Origin of the sequence: Herbaspirillum sp. alder98 (assembly GCF_020179755.1) — a bacterium.
In the GTDB taxonomy this organism is placed as follows: Bacteria; Pseudomonadota; Gammaproteobacteria; order Burkholderiales; family Burkholderiaceae_D; genus Herbaspirillum.
On the sequence record NZ_JAIUCY010000007.1, the window covers coordinates 18,116 to 32,555 of the forward strand.

Annotated in this window: 12 protein-coding genes; 3 read left to right on the plus strand and 9 right to left on the minus strand. The window is 62.6% G+C overall.

Annotation, left to right across the window (positions count from 1 at the left end; genetic code table 11):
- Positions 1 to 39 precede the first annotated feature (39 nt).
- From LBW87_RS16340 to LBW87_RS16360, 5 genes are all read right to left on the minus strand, one after another.
- Positions 40 to 624, minus strand: a complete 585-nt coding sequence (locus LBW87_RS16340; RefSeq protein WP_225202565.1) for a GNAT family N-acetyltransferase — start codon at positions 622 to 624, stop codon at positions 40 to 42.
- Between the two features lie 79 nt (positions 625 to 703).
- Positions 704 to 1,351, minus strand: coding sequence for an HAD family hydrolase (locus LBW87_RS16345; RefSeq protein ID WP_225202566.1), 648 nt, complete (start codon positions 1,349 to 1,351; stop codon positions 704 to 706).
- A gap of 10 nt (positions 1,352 to 1,361) precedes the next feature.
- Positions 1,362 to 2,516 carry a c-type cytochrome biogenesis protein CcsB gene (gene ccsB / locus LBW87_RS16350; RefSeq protein ID WP_225202567.1) on the minus strand — a complete coding sequence of 385 codons (1,155 nt, stop codon included), beginning with the start codon at positions 2,514 to 2,516 and terminating at the stop codon, positions 1,362 to 1,364.
- A 162-nt stretch (positions 2,517 to 2,678) separates the two neighbouring features.
- The gene (locus LBW87_RS16355) at positions 2,679 to 4,817 is read right to left on the minus strand and encodes a cytochrome c biogenesis protein ResB (protein ID WP_225202568.1); all 2,139 of its coding nucleotides are present in this window, start codon (positions 4,815 to 4,817) and stop codon (positions 2,679 to 2,681) included.
- Between the two features lie 210 nt (positions 4,818 to 5,027).
- On the minus strand, positions 5,028 to 5,690 hold the full coding sequence (locus LBW87_RS16360) for a c-type cytochrome (protein WP_225202569.1): 663 nt from the start codon (positions 5,688 to 5,690) through the stop codon (positions 5,028 to 5,030).
- A 199-nt stretch (positions 5,691 to 5,889) separates the two neighbouring features.
- Between LBW87_RS16360 and yihA the strand changes: the two genes are divergently transcribed.
- Together yihA and hemB are read left to right on the plus strand one after the other, a co-directional pair.
- Positions 5,890 to 6,645: a ribosome biogenesis GTP-binding protein YihA/YsxC gene (gene yihA, locus LBW87_RS16365; protein WP_225202570.1), complete on the plus strand. Its 756-nt coding sequence runs from the start codon at positions 5,890 to 5,892 to the stop codon at positions 6,643 to 6,645.
- Between the two features lie 295 nt (positions 6,646 to 6,940).
- Positions 6,941 to 7,966, plus strand: a complete 1,026-nt coding sequence (gene hemB, locus LBW87_RS16370) for a porphobilinogen synthase (protein WP_225202571.1) — start codon at positions 6,941 to 6,943, stop codon at positions 7,964 to 7,966.
- Between the two features lie 320 nt (positions 7,967 to 8,286).
- On the opposite strand, the gene LBW87_RS16375 is transcribed toward hemB, so the two are convergent.
- The 3 genes from LBW87_RS16375 to LBW87_RS16385 all read right to left on the minus strand — a co-directional run bounded on the left by LBW87_RS16375 (position 8,287) and on the right by LBW87_RS16385 (position 12,517).
- The gene (locus LBW87_RS16375) at positions 8,287 to 9,507 is read right to left on the minus strand and encodes an ABC transporter substrate-binding protein (protein ID WP_225202717.1); all 1,221 of its coding nucleotides are present in this window, start codon (positions 9,505 to 9,507) and stop codon (positions 8,287 to 8,289) included.
- A gap of 137 nt (positions 9,508 to 9,644) precedes the next feature.
- The gene (locus LBW87_RS16380) at positions 9,645 to 11,234 is read right to left on the minus strand and encodes an aldehyde dehydrogenase (NADP(+)) (RefSeq protein ID WP_225202572.1); all 1,590 of its coding nucleotides are present in this window, start codon (positions 11,232 to 11,234) and stop codon (positions 9,645 to 9,647) included.
- 143 nt (positions 11,235 to 11,377) lie between these two features.
- Positions 11,378 to 12,517, minus strand: coding sequence for an iron-containing alcohol dehydrogenase (locus LBW87_RS16385; protein WP_225202573.1), 1,140 nt, complete (start codon positions 12,515 to 12,517; stop codon positions 11,378 to 11,380).
- A 202-nt stretch (positions 12,518 to 12,719) separates the two neighbouring features.
- Between LBW87_RS16385 and LBW87_RS16390 the strand changes: the two genes are divergently transcribed.
- Complete coding sequence (locus LBW87_RS16390) at positions 12,720 to 13,658, plus strand: LysR family transcriptional regulator (protein ID WP_225202574.1); 939 nt, start codon at positions 12,720 to 12,722, stop codon at positions 13,656 to 13,658.
- A 46-nt stretch (positions 13,659 to 13,704) separates the two neighbouring features.
- On the opposite strand, the gene LBW87_RS16395 is transcribed toward LBW87_RS16390, so the two are convergent.
- Complete coding sequence (locus tag LBW87_RS16395) at positions 13,705 to 14,343, minus strand: peroxiredoxin (protein WP_008113123.1); 639 nt, start codon at positions 14,341 to 14,343, stop codon at positions 13,705 to 13,707.
- Positions 14,344 to 14,440: the final 97 nt, after the last annotated feature.

Sequence of the window (14,440 nt, forward strand, 5' to 3'; positions counted from 1 at the left end):
ACATCCAACGAGCGTTGGATGCGGCATGCGGGATGTATTTCAGGCGAGGGGACGCTGATCAAGATCGGCCGGCACCAGCGAGAACACCTTTGCATCGCGTGGTTCGCCATGAAAGATGAGCCGGTTGCGGGCCAGGCATTCGAGCGTGGCGCCGGTTTTTTCCGCCACCCGCTGGCTGCGCAGGTTGCCGGCCTGGGCGACGATTTCCAGCCGGGTCAGGCCCACCCGGGTGAAGGCAAAGCTGGCCGCAGCCCGTGCCGCCAGCACCGCGATGCCGCGACCGGTATAGCCGTCGCGGACCCAGTAGCCAAGATTGGCCGTTTGATTGAGATGACTGATCTGGTTGATGGCGACCGAGCCGATGACCTCTCGCGAGGCGCGCGCGATGACATTGAAATCGTAGGCCACGCGCATGCCCCATTGCTCGATACTGCGCTGCAGGAACAGCTTGGCGTCGGCCGGCGAATAGTCGAGCGAACACCAGGCTTCCCATTGGCTGATGGCCGCAGCCGATTGATGCACCGCGTGGTACAGGGCCGGCGCCTCGCGCAAACCCAGCGGTCGCACTTCGATGTGGCTGTCGCAGTAAATGATTTGGCGGTCGCGGTCTATATGCTGGTTCATGCTGGACATGGGGCGCTGAGAAGAGCACCGCCGATGTGCATCATCTTACCCAAAAATCCGCGTGCTCAACAATCGTGGTTCAGGCGCCCAGGTGCGGATGCAGATCGGCCAGCCGTTCGATGACCGCCACGCCCTCGGGCAACTCGGGATGCACCCCATGCTCTTGCAGCGCGATCACCTTCATGCCGGCTGCCAGGCCCGCCTGCACGCCCGGCAGGCTGTCTTCGACCACCGCGCAACGCGCCGGCGCCACCCCCAGGCTTTGCGCAGCGAACAGGAAGAGCGCGGGGTCCGGCTTCCAGCGCTGGACGTCGTAGGCGCTGAAGATGCGCCCGGCAAAATAAGGCAGCAGGCCCGTCACGCGCAGGCAAAGCTCGATCTTGTGATGCGGCGCATTGGAGGCCAGCGCATACGGGATGGCCAGCGCCTGCACCATCTCGAGGGCGCCGGCGATCGGTTGCAGCCGCGCCTCCAGCATGGTGCCCATGAGCGCGCGCAGTTCCTGCTCGAAACTGGCCGGCAGCGGCGCACCGTGCAAGGCTTCGATGTGCGCGCGGCACAGCGTCATGCTGACGCCGCGAAAACGCTGCAGCGCCTCGCGTGCCGTCAGGTCGACGCCATAACGGGCGACATACTCGGACCACGCTTCGGCGGCGACCACCTCGCTGTCGACCAGGGTGCCGTCGCAGTCGAAGATGACCAGGTCAATGGCGTTGTCCGGGTTCATTGCGTCTCCTTTAGAGTTCGCCGTACGAGTGCAGGCCAGAGAGGAACATGTTCACGCCGAGGAACGCAAAGGTAGTCACCAGCAGGCCGACCAGCGCCCACCAGGCCGCGACCTGTCCGCGCAAACCCTTCATCAGGCGCATGTGCAGCCAGGCGGCGTAATTGAGCCAGACGATCAGGGCCCAGGTTTCCTTCGGGTCCCACGACCAGTATCCGCCCCAGGCTTCGGCGGCCCACAGGGCGCCGAGGATGGTGGCGATGGTGAAGAACGCGAATCCGACTGCAATCGCCTTGTACATCACATCGTCGAGCACTTCCAGCGACGGCAGGCGATCGGCCAGGATGCCGCGCGACTTCAGCAGGTAGGCCACCGCGACCATCGCCGCCAGCGCAAACGTGCCGTAGCCGATGAAGTTGGCCGGCACGTGGATCTTCATCCACCAGCTTTGCAATGCCGGCACCAGCGGCTGGATCTCGGCCGCATCGCGCGAGACCGTGTACCACATCAGGAAACCGACCGCCGCCGAAATGACCGTCAGCACGAAGGCGCCCAGCTGGCGCGTGGCGTAATGCTGTTCGTAATAGAGATAGAACAGCGCCGTGATCATGCAGAACAGGATGAACACTTCATACAGGTTCGAGATGGGGATATGGCCGACATCGGGGCCGATCAGGTACGACTCGTACCAGCGCACCATCATGCCGGTGAAGCCCAGCACCACCGCCGCCCAGCACAGCTTGGAGCCGATTGCCGTGCCGGTGCCCGCGCGCGTGGCCAGCCCGCCCCAGTAGAACAGGGTCGACAGCAGGAACAAGGCGCTCATCCACAGAATCGCCGACTGGCTCGACAGCAGGTACTTGAGGAAGAATTTCTTCTCTGCCATGTCGAGCGCGCCACCGTACATCGAGATGGCACCCAGCGACAGCACCGCCAGCAAGGCGATCAGCGCCCGCACCGGTTTCCAGTGCCAGCCGAGCCAGGCGAAGGTCGGGGCCGCCAGCAACAGCACGGCCTTCTCGTAATAATCCATATAGTCGCCAAAGCGGGTCAGTGCATAGAGCGACCCTGCGACCAGGGCGGCAGCGTAGATCCAGTCCACGATGCTCAACCGGCGAAAGAAGCTTGGCTCCTGGGTATAACCTTGGGTTGCTTCCGTGATTTCCATTCCGTTCTCCATATGAATGCAGTCGGCCGCCTGGGGCGCCATCCTCCATCCGCTCCTGCCATCGTTGATCGAGTGCAGGAAAATTACCGCCATCCGTCGGCGGCACGGTCTCCGTCATGTCTGCTACCGGCTTGGTATGCGCTGCGTCGCCGGTTTTGCCATTCAGTTACCGGGTGAGGCTGGCGCTGGCGCCAGCCGCGCCTTCATCTGCTCGAATTCGCGATCAAAGTCGAGCGTGCGACGCTGCGTGCTCATGGCCATCAATGCCTGGCTGCCCTGGCCATCCGCGCCCGGCTTGATCCAGATCCACAGGCGACGCTCGCGAATATAAAGCATCGCGAACACCCCCAGTACCAGCAACAGGCAACCGAAGTAGACCACCTTCTTGCCGGGCGAGCGGGTGACCTGCAACACCGATGCCTTGATCTCTTCGAAACCGGTCAGTTGCAGCAAGACCGGCGCCGGGTAGAAGCCGGCATCGGCCAACGCATTGATCGACAGTTGCAGGAAACGGCCATTGGCCTCGTCGCTGGCGACCGCCGCCTGGCCGTCCTTGGCGCGTGCCGCCTGCCACAGTTCCCACATGCTGCCGTTAAGAATCTTCATGAAGATGTCGGCGGCCTTTTCCTGCTCGGCAGCCGGCAGTTTCTCGAGGAAGCGGGTCACTGCAATGAAACCGGACTGGCTGCCGTCGCCGGCAAAGATATCCAGGCCCCGTTGCGCCGACTGCTGCAGTTGCTCGCGCAGTGCAGCCGGAGTATCGCGCCCACTTGAGATGGCGTGCTGGGCATAGCGACGCGCCGCTTCCTGACGCAGTTGCGGGTTGGCCAATGCCGCCCGCAGTCGCATCCATTCGACCATGCTGTCGTTTTCGTCGGCCGGGATGCGCAGGTAGCGGAACGGCTGGTCGGGTTGCTCGCGCATGCCCGCCAGGAACACATAGGCGCCGTCGATCTGCATCGACTGCATGTAGTTCAGGTATTCGCGCGCCTGCCCGGTCTGGTCGCGCAGCTTGTACTGCACGGTCGGTCCGACGTTCTTGAAGTCCTTGCTGTTGGCGTTCTTGGCACTCGATCCCAGGTGCTTGTCGAGTCCCTCCATGAAGCCGCGGTTGACGCTCTTGCCCACATTGACGGCACGGGCGTCGCCACTGGTGGTGCCGCCGCCGTTGTTCATGTTCTCGACGTTGAATGGGCGAAAGCCGCTCCATTCCACCGTATAGCCGCCCGGCACCTGCGCCAGCGGCGTGCTGCCGTTGACCTCGCCGGCCAGCTCGAAACGGGTATTGGCGCCGCCGCGCATGGCGTAACCGTTCAGCTTGAGCTTGCTGCCGCCGTCTTCGAAACTGGACTGGTAGAGTGCGATGCCGTTATAGATCAGCGGCTCGTTGACCTTGATGGTGGCCGCCGTTTCGCGCCCGGTCTCGTGATCGCGCACCACCACTTCACTGGCAAACAGCTTGGGCATGCCGGTCGAGTAGAACTCGATGATGAAACGCTTGAGCTGGATGGTGAACGGCAGGTCCTGGATCATCACGCCATCCTTCTGCGGGATGATCGCGGTGCTGCTGCTGGCGCCCTCGGGAATGAGCGTATTGCCGCGAAACGTGGGGTTGCCCAGGCCCAGGCGATACCGCTCCGGAATCTGCGAGATGATGCCGTTGCCATTGAATGCCGCCTTGCCATAGAACCACTGCTGGAAACGGATCGGCAGGTCGGAATCGAGCAAGCCGCCGAGGCAGATGATGACGATGGCCGCATGCGCGAAGATATAGCCCAGCTTGTTGGCAGCGCCCTGCTTGGCCGCGATCAGGACCGCGCCGTCCTTGTCGGCCAACTTGACCTTGTAGCCACGCCCACGCACCTGGGCCGCCAGTCGGGCCGCGCTGGCCTGGACGCCTTCGACCAGGTTCCAGTCCATCCGGTGGTGGAAGTTGCGCAATGACTGCTCGCGCACGTTGTCGCGCCAGCTGCGCATGTCGCGCAGCATCTTGGGCGCATTGCGGGCGATGCACAACGACGTCGACAACACCAGGAAGCCCATGATCAACAGGAACCACCACGCCGAGTACACCGCATACAACCCGGCCTTGTTGAACACCTCGAACCAGAACGGACCGAACTGGTTGACGTAGTTGGGCATCGGCTCGTTCTGCTTCATGACGGTGCCGATCACCGAGGCGATGGCAATCAGGGTCAGCAGGCTGATCGCAAAGCGCATCGACGACACCAGTTCGACGGCTTCGCCCAGCCAACGCTGGCGGGTCTTGATCAAGATTCCTTCGGTACTGCCCGTGGTCATATTTCTGCCTTACCGGATCCGGCGCGCGGATCCGCTGTCAATTCGGTTGCCGGTCGCGGGACCTAAGCGTGATAAACCCGCAATTTTACCGCTCCAGGCAAAAGTGCGTCGTGGCACCTCTTGAGACGTGGTCCGCCGCGCCGGCAACCGGCGCCGGCAAAAAAAGAGGCGGCATGGCGCCGCCTCGCTTTAGCGCTCGCCCGCGCGAGATCAGCGCAAGCCGGCGATGTAGTCGGCGACGGCCTTGATTTCCTTGTCCGACAGGCGTTCGGCGATGGTGGTCATCTGCGCGCTGTTACTGCGCGTGCCGCCCCGGAAAGCGGTCAGCTGAGCCACCGAGTAATCCTGGTGCTGGCCCGCCAGGCGTGGATACTGCGCTGGGATGCCGGCGCCGTTGGGACTATGGCAACCCGCGCAGGCCGGCACGTTCTTGGACGCAATGCCGCCGCGGAAGATCTGCTTGCCGAGGTCGATGGTGTCCTTGTTCTTGGCCGCGCCCGGCTTGGGCGCCTGCGTCACCAGATAGGCGGCAAGGTTCTTGATGTCCTCGTCGGACAAGGCCTTGGCCATCGGCGACATCACCGCATTGTTGCGTTCCGGCGTTCGGAAATTGGTCAGCTGCTTGGCGATATAGGCTTCATGCTGCCCGGCCAGCCTGGGGTTTTGCGTGATGGTCGAGTTGCCAGCGGCACCATGGCATGACACACAGGCAACGATGTTGCGATTGTTGTCGCCGTTGGTGTATAGCGCCTCGCCCTTGGCCGGATCGGCCTTGGCAGGTGGAGTTTTGACGTCGGCTGCATGTGCCAGGGATGTTACTGCCAGCAATGCAACAAACAAGGTTTGCAACAATGGGGAAAAGGCACGGTTCATTCGTCACCCTAATACTTATTGTGAATTGGAAGATTTTGCCCGTTTGGCGGCTGGCTGCCCCCATACCTTTTGCTGGTCATTTGACCTGTCTCCAATGGCCGCCATTTTTTGTTAACCCGGCGCAACACAGCAAGAGGTAGCGGCCCATTGTACAATAGGTTTTCCGCGTTTTTCCCCTCTTTCAATTTCCCTCCCCACCATGTCGCAACTTTGGCAAGCCCGCTTTTTCAACACCATCAATCATCTGCGGGACCTGCCCAAGACTGACATTCCGGAGGTCGCTTTTGCCGGACGTTCGAATGCGGGCAAGTCCACCGCCATCAACGTGCTGTGCAACCAGAAGCGCCTGGCATTTGCCTCCAAGACGCCCGGTCGCACCCAGCACATCAACTATTTCTCGATCGGCGGCGCCCATGTCGGGCAGCACCGCAACGACGTCGCGCGCCCGGACGAAATCCGCGCGCTGCTGGTCGACTTGCCCGGTTACGGCTATGCCGAGGTATCGGGCTCGGCCAAGCATCACTGGCAGGCGCTGCTGGGCGACTATGTGCGACATCGCGAACAACTGGCAGCGCTGGTGCTGATCGTCGATTCGCGCCGGCCCTTCACCGAACTCGATATCCAGATGATCGAATGGTTCGCCCCCACCGGCAAACCCATCCATTGCCTGTTGTCCAAGTCCGACAAGCTCAATCGCAACGACGCCACCAAGGCACTGGCGCAGGCCCGGACCTACCTGGCCAGCTACGTCGACGCCGACGGCAATCCGTTTCCGTTCACGGCGCAGTTGTTCTCGTCGCTCAAGCGGGTGGGACTGGACGAAGCCAATGACCGCATCCTGGAACTGGCGGGGCTCAATGGCGAAGAAGCCGAAGCAGGCGGCGCTGAAGGCCAGGACGATCAAGATGAAGCCGCCGAGCCTGATGTAGCACAAGGCGGCGACCGGCCCGAGTAATTAGTATCGGCCTGGCGCCCTTGCGAACGCCCGGTTCGCAGCGTCGGGACGAAAAAAAACCCTGGAGAAAGGGGAACAATCTCCAGGGTTCAACGCCTCTCGATTGCACGAGGGGCCCCGCTCAGGGAGGGAAGGGGAAGCGGGGAGCAACGAATTGCTCAAACGTAAGATAGGCCCTCCAAAGGAAAGTTTCGGATTTCACCGCAGATCCCTAATTTCCGTAAATTAGCGACGATTTCATAGAAATTATTTGAAATTGCCTTCCGTTGACGACAGATAGTAGTTAGAGATTCCCATGCCAGCTTCCGATAGCCGCTCCCAAGCCCACGCCGCCTACCCTGCCCTGCGCATGCGCCGCATGCGCCGCGACGCTTTTTCACGCGCCCTGATGCAGGAAAACGTCATTACCTCTTCCGACCTGATCTATCCGGTGTTCGTCCAGGAAGGACAGAACCTGCGCACACCGGTCGGTTCGCTGCCCGGCGTAGAACGCCTGTCGCTGGATGCGTTGCTGCCGGTGGCCGAGGAATGCGTGAAGCTGGGCATCCCGGTGCTGGCGCTGTTCCCGGTGATCGACACTTCGCTGAAGACTCCGGACGGCATCGAAGCCACCAACCCGGACGGCCTGGTGCCGCGCGTGGTACGCGCCCTGAAAGACCGCTTCCCGGAGCTCGGCGTGCTGTGCGACGTGGCGCTCGACCCCTACACCAGCCACGGCCAGGACGGCGTGCTGGACGCGAATGGCTACATTCTCAATGACCAGACCATCGAACTGCTCATCGGCCAGGCACAGACCCAGGCCGATGCCGGCGTGGATGTGGTGGCGCCGTCGGACATGATGGACGGCCGCATCGCCGCCATCCGCTCGATGCTGGAAGCACGCGGCCATATCCACACCCGCATCATGGCCTACTCGGCCAAGTACGCCTCGGCCTTCTACGGCCCGTTCCGCGATGCGGTGGGTTCGGCCGCCAACCTCGGCAAAGGCAGCAAGGCCACCTACCAGATGGACCCGGCCAACAGCGACGAGGCATTGCGCGAAGTCGCGCTGGACCTGGCCGAAGGCGCCGACATGGTGATGGTCAAGCCGGGCATGCCTTACCTGGATATCGTGCGCCGGGTCAAGGATGAGTTCCGGGTGCCGACCTTTGCCTACCAGGTCAGCGGCGAATACGCGATGATCAAGGCGGCCGCGCAAAACGGCTGGCTGGATCACGACAAGACCATGATGGAAGCCATGATGGCGTTTAAGCGCGCCGGCGCCGATGGCGTGCTGACCTACTTCGCGCTGGACATCGCGCGCAAGCTGCGCCAGGGCTGAACCGCCCGCCGCCCATGACCACCGGCGCCGAATCTGCTCAAGGTCGGCGAAGACCAGCAACACCTCAATACGCTGGCGGCCTGGCGCGGAAGTAAAAAACCTCGTCGTCCCGGCGCAGGCCGGGACCCAGCGACTTTTGTCATGAATCGACTACCGTGACAAAAGTCGCTGGGTCCCGACTTTCGTCAGGACGACGGCGTTGGGTGACAAATCGCCCGCCTCTCGACTGCATAAAAAAAACGCACTCCGGTCACCCGAAATGCGTTGAACATGATCCGATCCACATCGGACTTGCTGCTCAAAAACTGCGTGGTCTCACATCACTTCCACAGCGAACACTTCGATTCTGCGCGGGTCATGTAGGCCTGATCACCGGGAATGGTCTGCACCAGCTTGTAGTAATCCCAGGGGCGCTTGGACTCGGATGGCTTCTTGACTTCCATCAGGTACATGTCGTGCACCATGCGCCCGTCAGGACGTACCACGCCGCTGCTGGTGAAGAAGTCATTGATCTTGTTGCTGCGCAGGTAATCCATGATCTTGTCGGCATCGGTGCTGCCCACCGCCTTGACCGCCTTCAGGTACTGCCCCACCGCCGAAGCATCACCGGCCTGGAACATCGACGGCATCTTCTTCATCTTGCCGAAGTAGCGATTGGCCCAGGCGCGCGACTGGTCGTTGAGGTCCCAATACCAGCCGTCGGTGAGGTACATGCCCTGCGTGACCTGCAAGCCCAGCGCATGCGTATCGTTGATGAAGATCAGCAGGCCGGCCAGCTTCATGGTCTTGTTGACGCCGAACTCATTGGCCGCCTTGATGGCGTTGATGACATCACCACCCGCCACCGCCAAGCCCAGGATCTGGGCCTTGGAGGACTGCGCCTGCAACAGGAAGGACGAGAAGTCCGAGGTCGCCAACGGTACCCGGGTCTGACCCACGACAGTGCCGCCGGCCGACTTCACGACTTCGCTGGTATCTTTTTCCAGCGAGGTGCCGAAGGCATAGTCGGCGGTCAGGAAGTACCACGACTTGCCGCCCTGCCTGGTAATGGCTGCACCGGTACCACGCGCCAGCGCAGTGGTGTCGTAGGCGTACTGGATGGTGTAGGCGTTGCATTCCTCGTTGGTCTGGCGCGTGGTGCCGGCGCCGACCGAGATGAAGACCTTCTTCTTTTCGCCTGCGACCTTGCCCATGGCCAGGCTGGCGGCCGAGTTGACGCCACCGACCAGCATGTCCACGCCGTCGCGATCGAACCACTCGCGCGCCTTGTTGGCAGCGATATCGGCCTTGTTCTGATGATCCGCAAAGACCAGCTCGATCTTCTTGCCATTGATGCTGCCGCCGGCGTCGGCGATGGCCATACGGATCGCCTCGACGCCGCCCTGGCCGTCGAAGTCAGCATAGGTGCCGGACATGTCGGTGATGAAGCCGATCTTGATGGTGTCGCCGGCCGCATGGGCCGGGGTGATGGCGCCGAATGCCGCGCACAGCGATGCAGAGACGGCCAGCGACATGGCTGCGCGCCTGATGGTTGAATGCAACAAGGTCTCCTCCTGGGGGTGTAAATAGCGACGGCATGTGCCGCCGCCTGTTTGAATTCTTATAGTGTTCTGACTGCTGACTGCACCCGGCTGCACGCACCTCTGCGCGCAGCCGGGGCCGGACTTGAGCGCTTATCTCAAGCGCCGATGGCCGCGCGCGTCTGTTCGCCGTCTACCAGGCGCAACAGGCCCAGCGGGTTGGCATTTTGCAGCGGCACCGGCAGCATCGAATCCGGATAGTTCTGGTAGCACACCGGGCGCAGGAAACGCTCGATGGCCAGCGTGCCCACCGAGGTGCCGCGTGCGTCCGAAGTGGACGGATAGGGACCGCCATGCACCATCGCATCGCACACTTCGACGCCGGTCGGATAGCCGTTGAGCAGCAGGCGACCGGCCTTCTGTTCGAGCAGCGCGATCAGGTCCTGGTGGCCCTGCAGATCGCCGATTTCGGCTTGCAGGGTAGCGGTCAGCTGGCCATGCATGTTGGCGGCGAAGTCGATCAGTTGCTCGCGGCTTTCCAGCTCGACGATCACGGTGGATGGGCCGAAGACTTCTTCTTCCAGCGGCGCTTCCTTGGAGAACAGCAGTGCGGCGTCGGCCTTGAACAGGTGCGGCACGGCCTGGGTATAACTGCTGCCACCGGTGGCGATGACCTTCACGCCGGGCAACTGCGTCAGGCGCGCCACGCCGCTGTTGTAGTGCGACAGGCCGCCGCTGTTCAACATGGTGGCCGGCGACTGGCCCGATACGGCCGCCGACAGCTTCTCGATGAACGCGCTCAGCTCAGGCGAACGCACGCCCATCAGCAAACCCGGATTGGTGCACAACTGGCCGCAGCCCACCACCACCGACGCCGCCAGGTCCTTGGCAATGGCTTCGCCACGCACCTTGAGCGCCTCGGGCAACAGGATGATGGGGTTGATGCTCGACATCTCGGCAAACACCGGGATCGGTTGCGGACGCGCCGCCGCCATGTCGCACAAGGCGCGACCGCCCCGCAGCGAACCGGTGAAGCCGACTGCCTGGATACCGGCGCTCTTGACCAGTTGCGCGCCCACGCGATCGCCATAGATCATGTTGAAGGTGCCGGCCGGCACGCCGCTCTTGGTGACCGCGCGCTCGATGGCATCGGCCACCAGTTCGGACGTCACCAGGTGACCGGTGTGCGCCTTGAACACCACCGGGCAGCCGGCGGCCAGCGCGGCGGCAGTGTCGCCACCGGCCACCGAGAACGCCAGCGGGAAGTTGCTGGCGCCGAATACGGCCACCGGCCCCACGCCGATCTTGTACTGGCGGATATCCGGACGCGGCAGCGGCTGGCGCTGTGGCAGCGCGCTGTCGATGCGGGCGCCGTAGAAGTCGCCGCGACGCACCACCTTGGCAAACAGGCGCATCTGGTTGCTGGTGCGGCTGCGTTCACCGGTCAGGCGACCGGCCGGCAAGGCGGTTTCACGCGAGACGGCGGCGATGAAGTCGTCGCCCAGGGCGTCGATCTCGTCGGCAATGGCTTCCAGGAAGGCGGCGCGCTGGGCCGACGTGGTGGCGCGGTAGCCCGGATAGGCTTGTTCTGCGGCGTGCACGGCTGCCGCTACTTCTTTCTCGGTCGCGGTCACGAAGGGTGTCTCGAACAGCGCGCCGGTGGTGGCGTCGACGCTGTGCAGCTGGACATCGCCCTCGCCGCTACGTTGTCCGCCGATATAGTTGTGTCCCAGAATCTGAATGCTCACGTTGTACTCCCTGCTATGTTCATCATTCGCTTCCCGCTGCTGCGGGTCACGGGCAAAGAGGCCGCGTCCGCGTGGGCGGAGACGGCCTTTGGATCTGTTTCATGTGACCGCGCAGCAAGCCGCGCTGGACGTATTGTGTGGCATCACATGGATTGCTGCAGCATGCGTTCGTAGTCCTGCTCCGAGGCGACCCGCGGATTGGTCTTGTGGCTGTGGTCGGCCAGTGCGCCCTGGATGATCTTGGGATACATGTCGGTGCTCACGCCGAGCTCGGCCAGGCCGGCCGGCAGCCCCAGCCGACGGCTCATGTCCTTGATCGCAGGCCCGATATCGGCGGCGTCCTTGAGCCCCATCGCATGGGCGATACGCGCCAGTTTCTGGTCCTTGACCACGGTCTCGGCGGGCGCATTGAATTCGATGATGGCCGGCAGGAAGATAGCGTTCAGGGTGCCGTGGTGCAACTTGGGGTTGATGCCACCCAGCGAATGCGACAGGCTGTGCACGCAACCCAGGCCCTTCTGGAACGCCATCGCGCCCTGCATCGATGCGCTCATCATGTTGAGCCGCGCTTCGCGGTCGCCCGGCTCGCGGGTGGCACGCTCGATATGGGCCCAGGCACGCCACAGGCCGTCCAGCGCAATGCCATCGGCTGGCGGGTTGAACGACGGCGCCATGAAGGTTTCCAGGCAATGGGCAATCGCGTCCATGCCGGTGGCGGCGGTCATCAATGGCGGCAAGCCCAGCGTCAGCTCGGGGTCGCAGATGGCCAGGCGCGGCACCAGGTAGGGCGACAGCACCCCGACCTTGCGGCCATCGTCGAGGATCAGGATGGCGCCGCGTCCGACTTCACTGCCGGTGCCGGCGGTGGTGGGAATGGCGATCACCGCGGCGGTCTTGGCCGTGATGTTGGACAAGCCGCCTTCGATCAGCGCAAATGATTTCAGCGGGCCTTCATGGGTGCCGCAGACGGCCACGCCCTTGGCCAGGTCGATCGACGAGCCGCCGCCGACGGCGACGATGCCATCACAGCCGGCTTCGCGGAACATCGCCACGGCGGCGCGCACTGCGGTTTCATTGGGGTTGGGCGGGGTCTGGTCGAATACCGTGACGCTGCTGCCGTCCTTGAGCTGGCCCAGCACACGGTCGAGGATGCCGGCGTTGCGGATGCCCATGTCGGTGACCACCAGCGGCCGCTTGATGCCGATGCGGTCGCATTCCTGCTGCAGCAGTGCCAGCGCGCCAAAGTCGAACTGCACTTGGGTAATGTAATTGATGAGTGCCATCACATAGCCTTGATTTATAGATGTCTGCCGGGACGGTTGCTCTGGCGGGGCGGCTACGGCACCCGCCAGAGTCCGCTCTTCCCTCTGGTGTCCTGCTTTTGAATGCCAGACTCTATGCCAATGCAAGGCCGTTGGCTAATGAGAGCTGTTGATATGGGTATAACCAGCAGTCATACTTAGGCTTTTATCGCGAAAGCCAGTCATGCAAGCCACGCTCCCTTCGCTGGCGTCGATCACGTCGCGCCTGCACTTGCGTCAATTGCGCCTGCTCATTGCGCTGTCCGACCACGGCTCGCTGCTCAAGGCGGCCGAGCAGGTGGCGTTGACCCAGCCCGGCGCCAGCAAGGCGCTGCAGGAGATCGAGAGCACCCTGGGCGCGCAGTTGTTCGTGCGCACCAACCGCGGCCTGGAGCCGAACGATCTTGGCCATTGCGTGATCCGCTATGCGCGCCTGATCCAGACCGACCTGACGCACCTGCGCGAAGAGATGCTTTCCATCATGCAAGGTAACGGCGGTCGCCTGGCGGTGGGGACCATCATGGGCGCGGTGCCGCTGCTCACCGATGCATTGACCCAGTTGCTGGAGAAGCGGCCGACGCTGTCGGTGCAGATCGTCGAGGACACCAGCGCCCGGTTGCTGCGCCTGCTGGACCAGGGCCGGCTCGACATGGCCATCTGTCGCACCAGCATCAGCCAGCGCCCGCATCTCTACGACGCCTTCAATATCCACGACGAACAACTGGCCGTAGTGGCCAGCGTCAATCATCCGCTGGCGCATGCACAAGAGCTGCAACTGGCCGACCTGGCCGATTCGCGCTGGGTGGTCTACTCGGCCAACATGCCGATGCGGCTGTCGCTGGAGCGTGAATTCCACGATGCCGACCTGCGCTTTCCGCTGCATCTGATGGAGACCACCTCGGCCTTCACCACGCTTTCGCTACTGCAGAAAAATCCCCATTTCGTGGCCTTGCTGTCGATCGACGTGGCGCAGTTCTGCACCCGCTTCGGCATGACCTGCATCCTGCCGTTGCAGTTGCACACCCGCAGCGAGCCGTACCAGCTGGTGACGCGTCATGGCACCCAGCTGTCGCCCCTGGCGCGCCAGTTCATCACCGATTTTGCAGAAGTGGTGGGGCAATAAAAAAGCGCTCCCGGAGGAGCGCCTTGAAGATACTGCGAGTGGTCGCTTATTTGTTCGGCTGCGGCGTGATGCGCAGGTACGGACGCGGCGACTTGTAACCCTTCGGGTATTTCTGCTTGATGACTTCTTCGTCCTTGACCGACAACGGAATGATCACGTCGTCGCCGTCTTTCCAGTTACCCGGCGTGGCGACGGTATAGCCATCGGTCAGTTGCAGCGCATCCAGCACGCGCAGCACTTCGTCGAAGTTGCGACCGGTGCTCATCGGGTAGGTGATGATCAGGCGCACCTTCTTCTTCGGATCGATCACGAACAGCGAGCGCACGGTGGCAGTCTCGGACTGGTTCGGGTGGATCATGTCATACAGGCCGGCGACCTTCTTGTCGACGTCGGCGACGATCGGAAAACCGACCACCGTCTGTTGTGTCTCTTCGATGTCCTTGATCCACTTGGTGTGCTGCTCGGCGGCATCCACCGACAAGGCGATGGCCTTGACATTGCGCTTGTCGAATTCGGGCTTGAGCTTGGCGGTCAGCCCCAGTTCGGTGGTACACACGGGGGTGAAATCGGCCGGGTGGGAAAACAGCACGACCCAGGAGTCGCCTGCCCATTCGTGAAACTTGAGATTGCCGATCGAGGATTCTTGCTCGAAATCCGGCGCGGTGTCGCCCAGTCGCAGTGTCATAAATGTCTCCCAGTGTGAGGATTGAAGAAAAATCGAATCGTGACTATAACGTGCTGCCAGTGCCTGTCAAACGACTATTAACGCTTAACCAAATAAC

Excerpts from the sequence above, each read along its gene's own strand:
- LBW87_RS16340 (WP_225202565.1), bottom strand. The coding sequence starts at position 624 with ATGAACCAGCATATAGACCGCGACCGCCAAATCATTTACTGCGACAGC.
- LBW87_RS16345 (WP_225202566.1), bottom strand. The coding sequence starts at position 1,351 with ATGAACCCGGACAACGCCATTGACCTGGTCATCTTCGACTGCGACGGC.
- ccsB (WP_225202567.1), bottom strand. The coding sequence starts at position 2,516 with ATGGAAATCACGGAAGCAACCCAAGGTTATACCCAGGAGCCAAGCTTC.
- LBW87_RS16355 (WP_225202568.1), bottom strand. The coding sequence starts at position 4,817 with ATGACCACGGGCAGTACCGAAGGAATCTTGATCAAGACCCGCCAGCGT.
- LBW87_RS16360 (WP_225202569.1), bottom strand. The coding sequence starts at position 5,690 with ATGAACCGTGCCTTTTCCCCATTGTTGCAAACCTTGTTTGTTGCATTG.
- yihA (WP_225202570.1), top strand. The coding sequence starts at position 5,890 with ATGTCGCAACTTTGGCAAGCCCGCTTTTTCAACACCATCAATCATCTG.
- hemB (WP_225202571.1), top strand. The coding sequence starts at position 6,941 with ATGCCAGCTTCCGATAGCCGCTCCCAAGCCCACGCCGCCTACCCTGCC.
- LBW87_RS16385 (WP_225202573.1), bottom strand. The coding sequence starts at position 12,517 with ATGGCACTCATCAATTACATTACCCAAGTGCAGTTCGACTTTGGCGCG.
- LBW87_RS16390 (WP_225202574.1), top strand. The coding sequence starts at position 12,720 with ATGCAAGCCACGCTCCCTTCGCTGGCGTCGATCACGTCGCGCCTGCAC.
- LBW87_RS16395 (WP_008113123.1), bottom strand. The coding sequence starts at position 14,343 with ATGACACTGCGACTGGGCGACACCGCGCCGGATTTCGAGCAAGAATCC.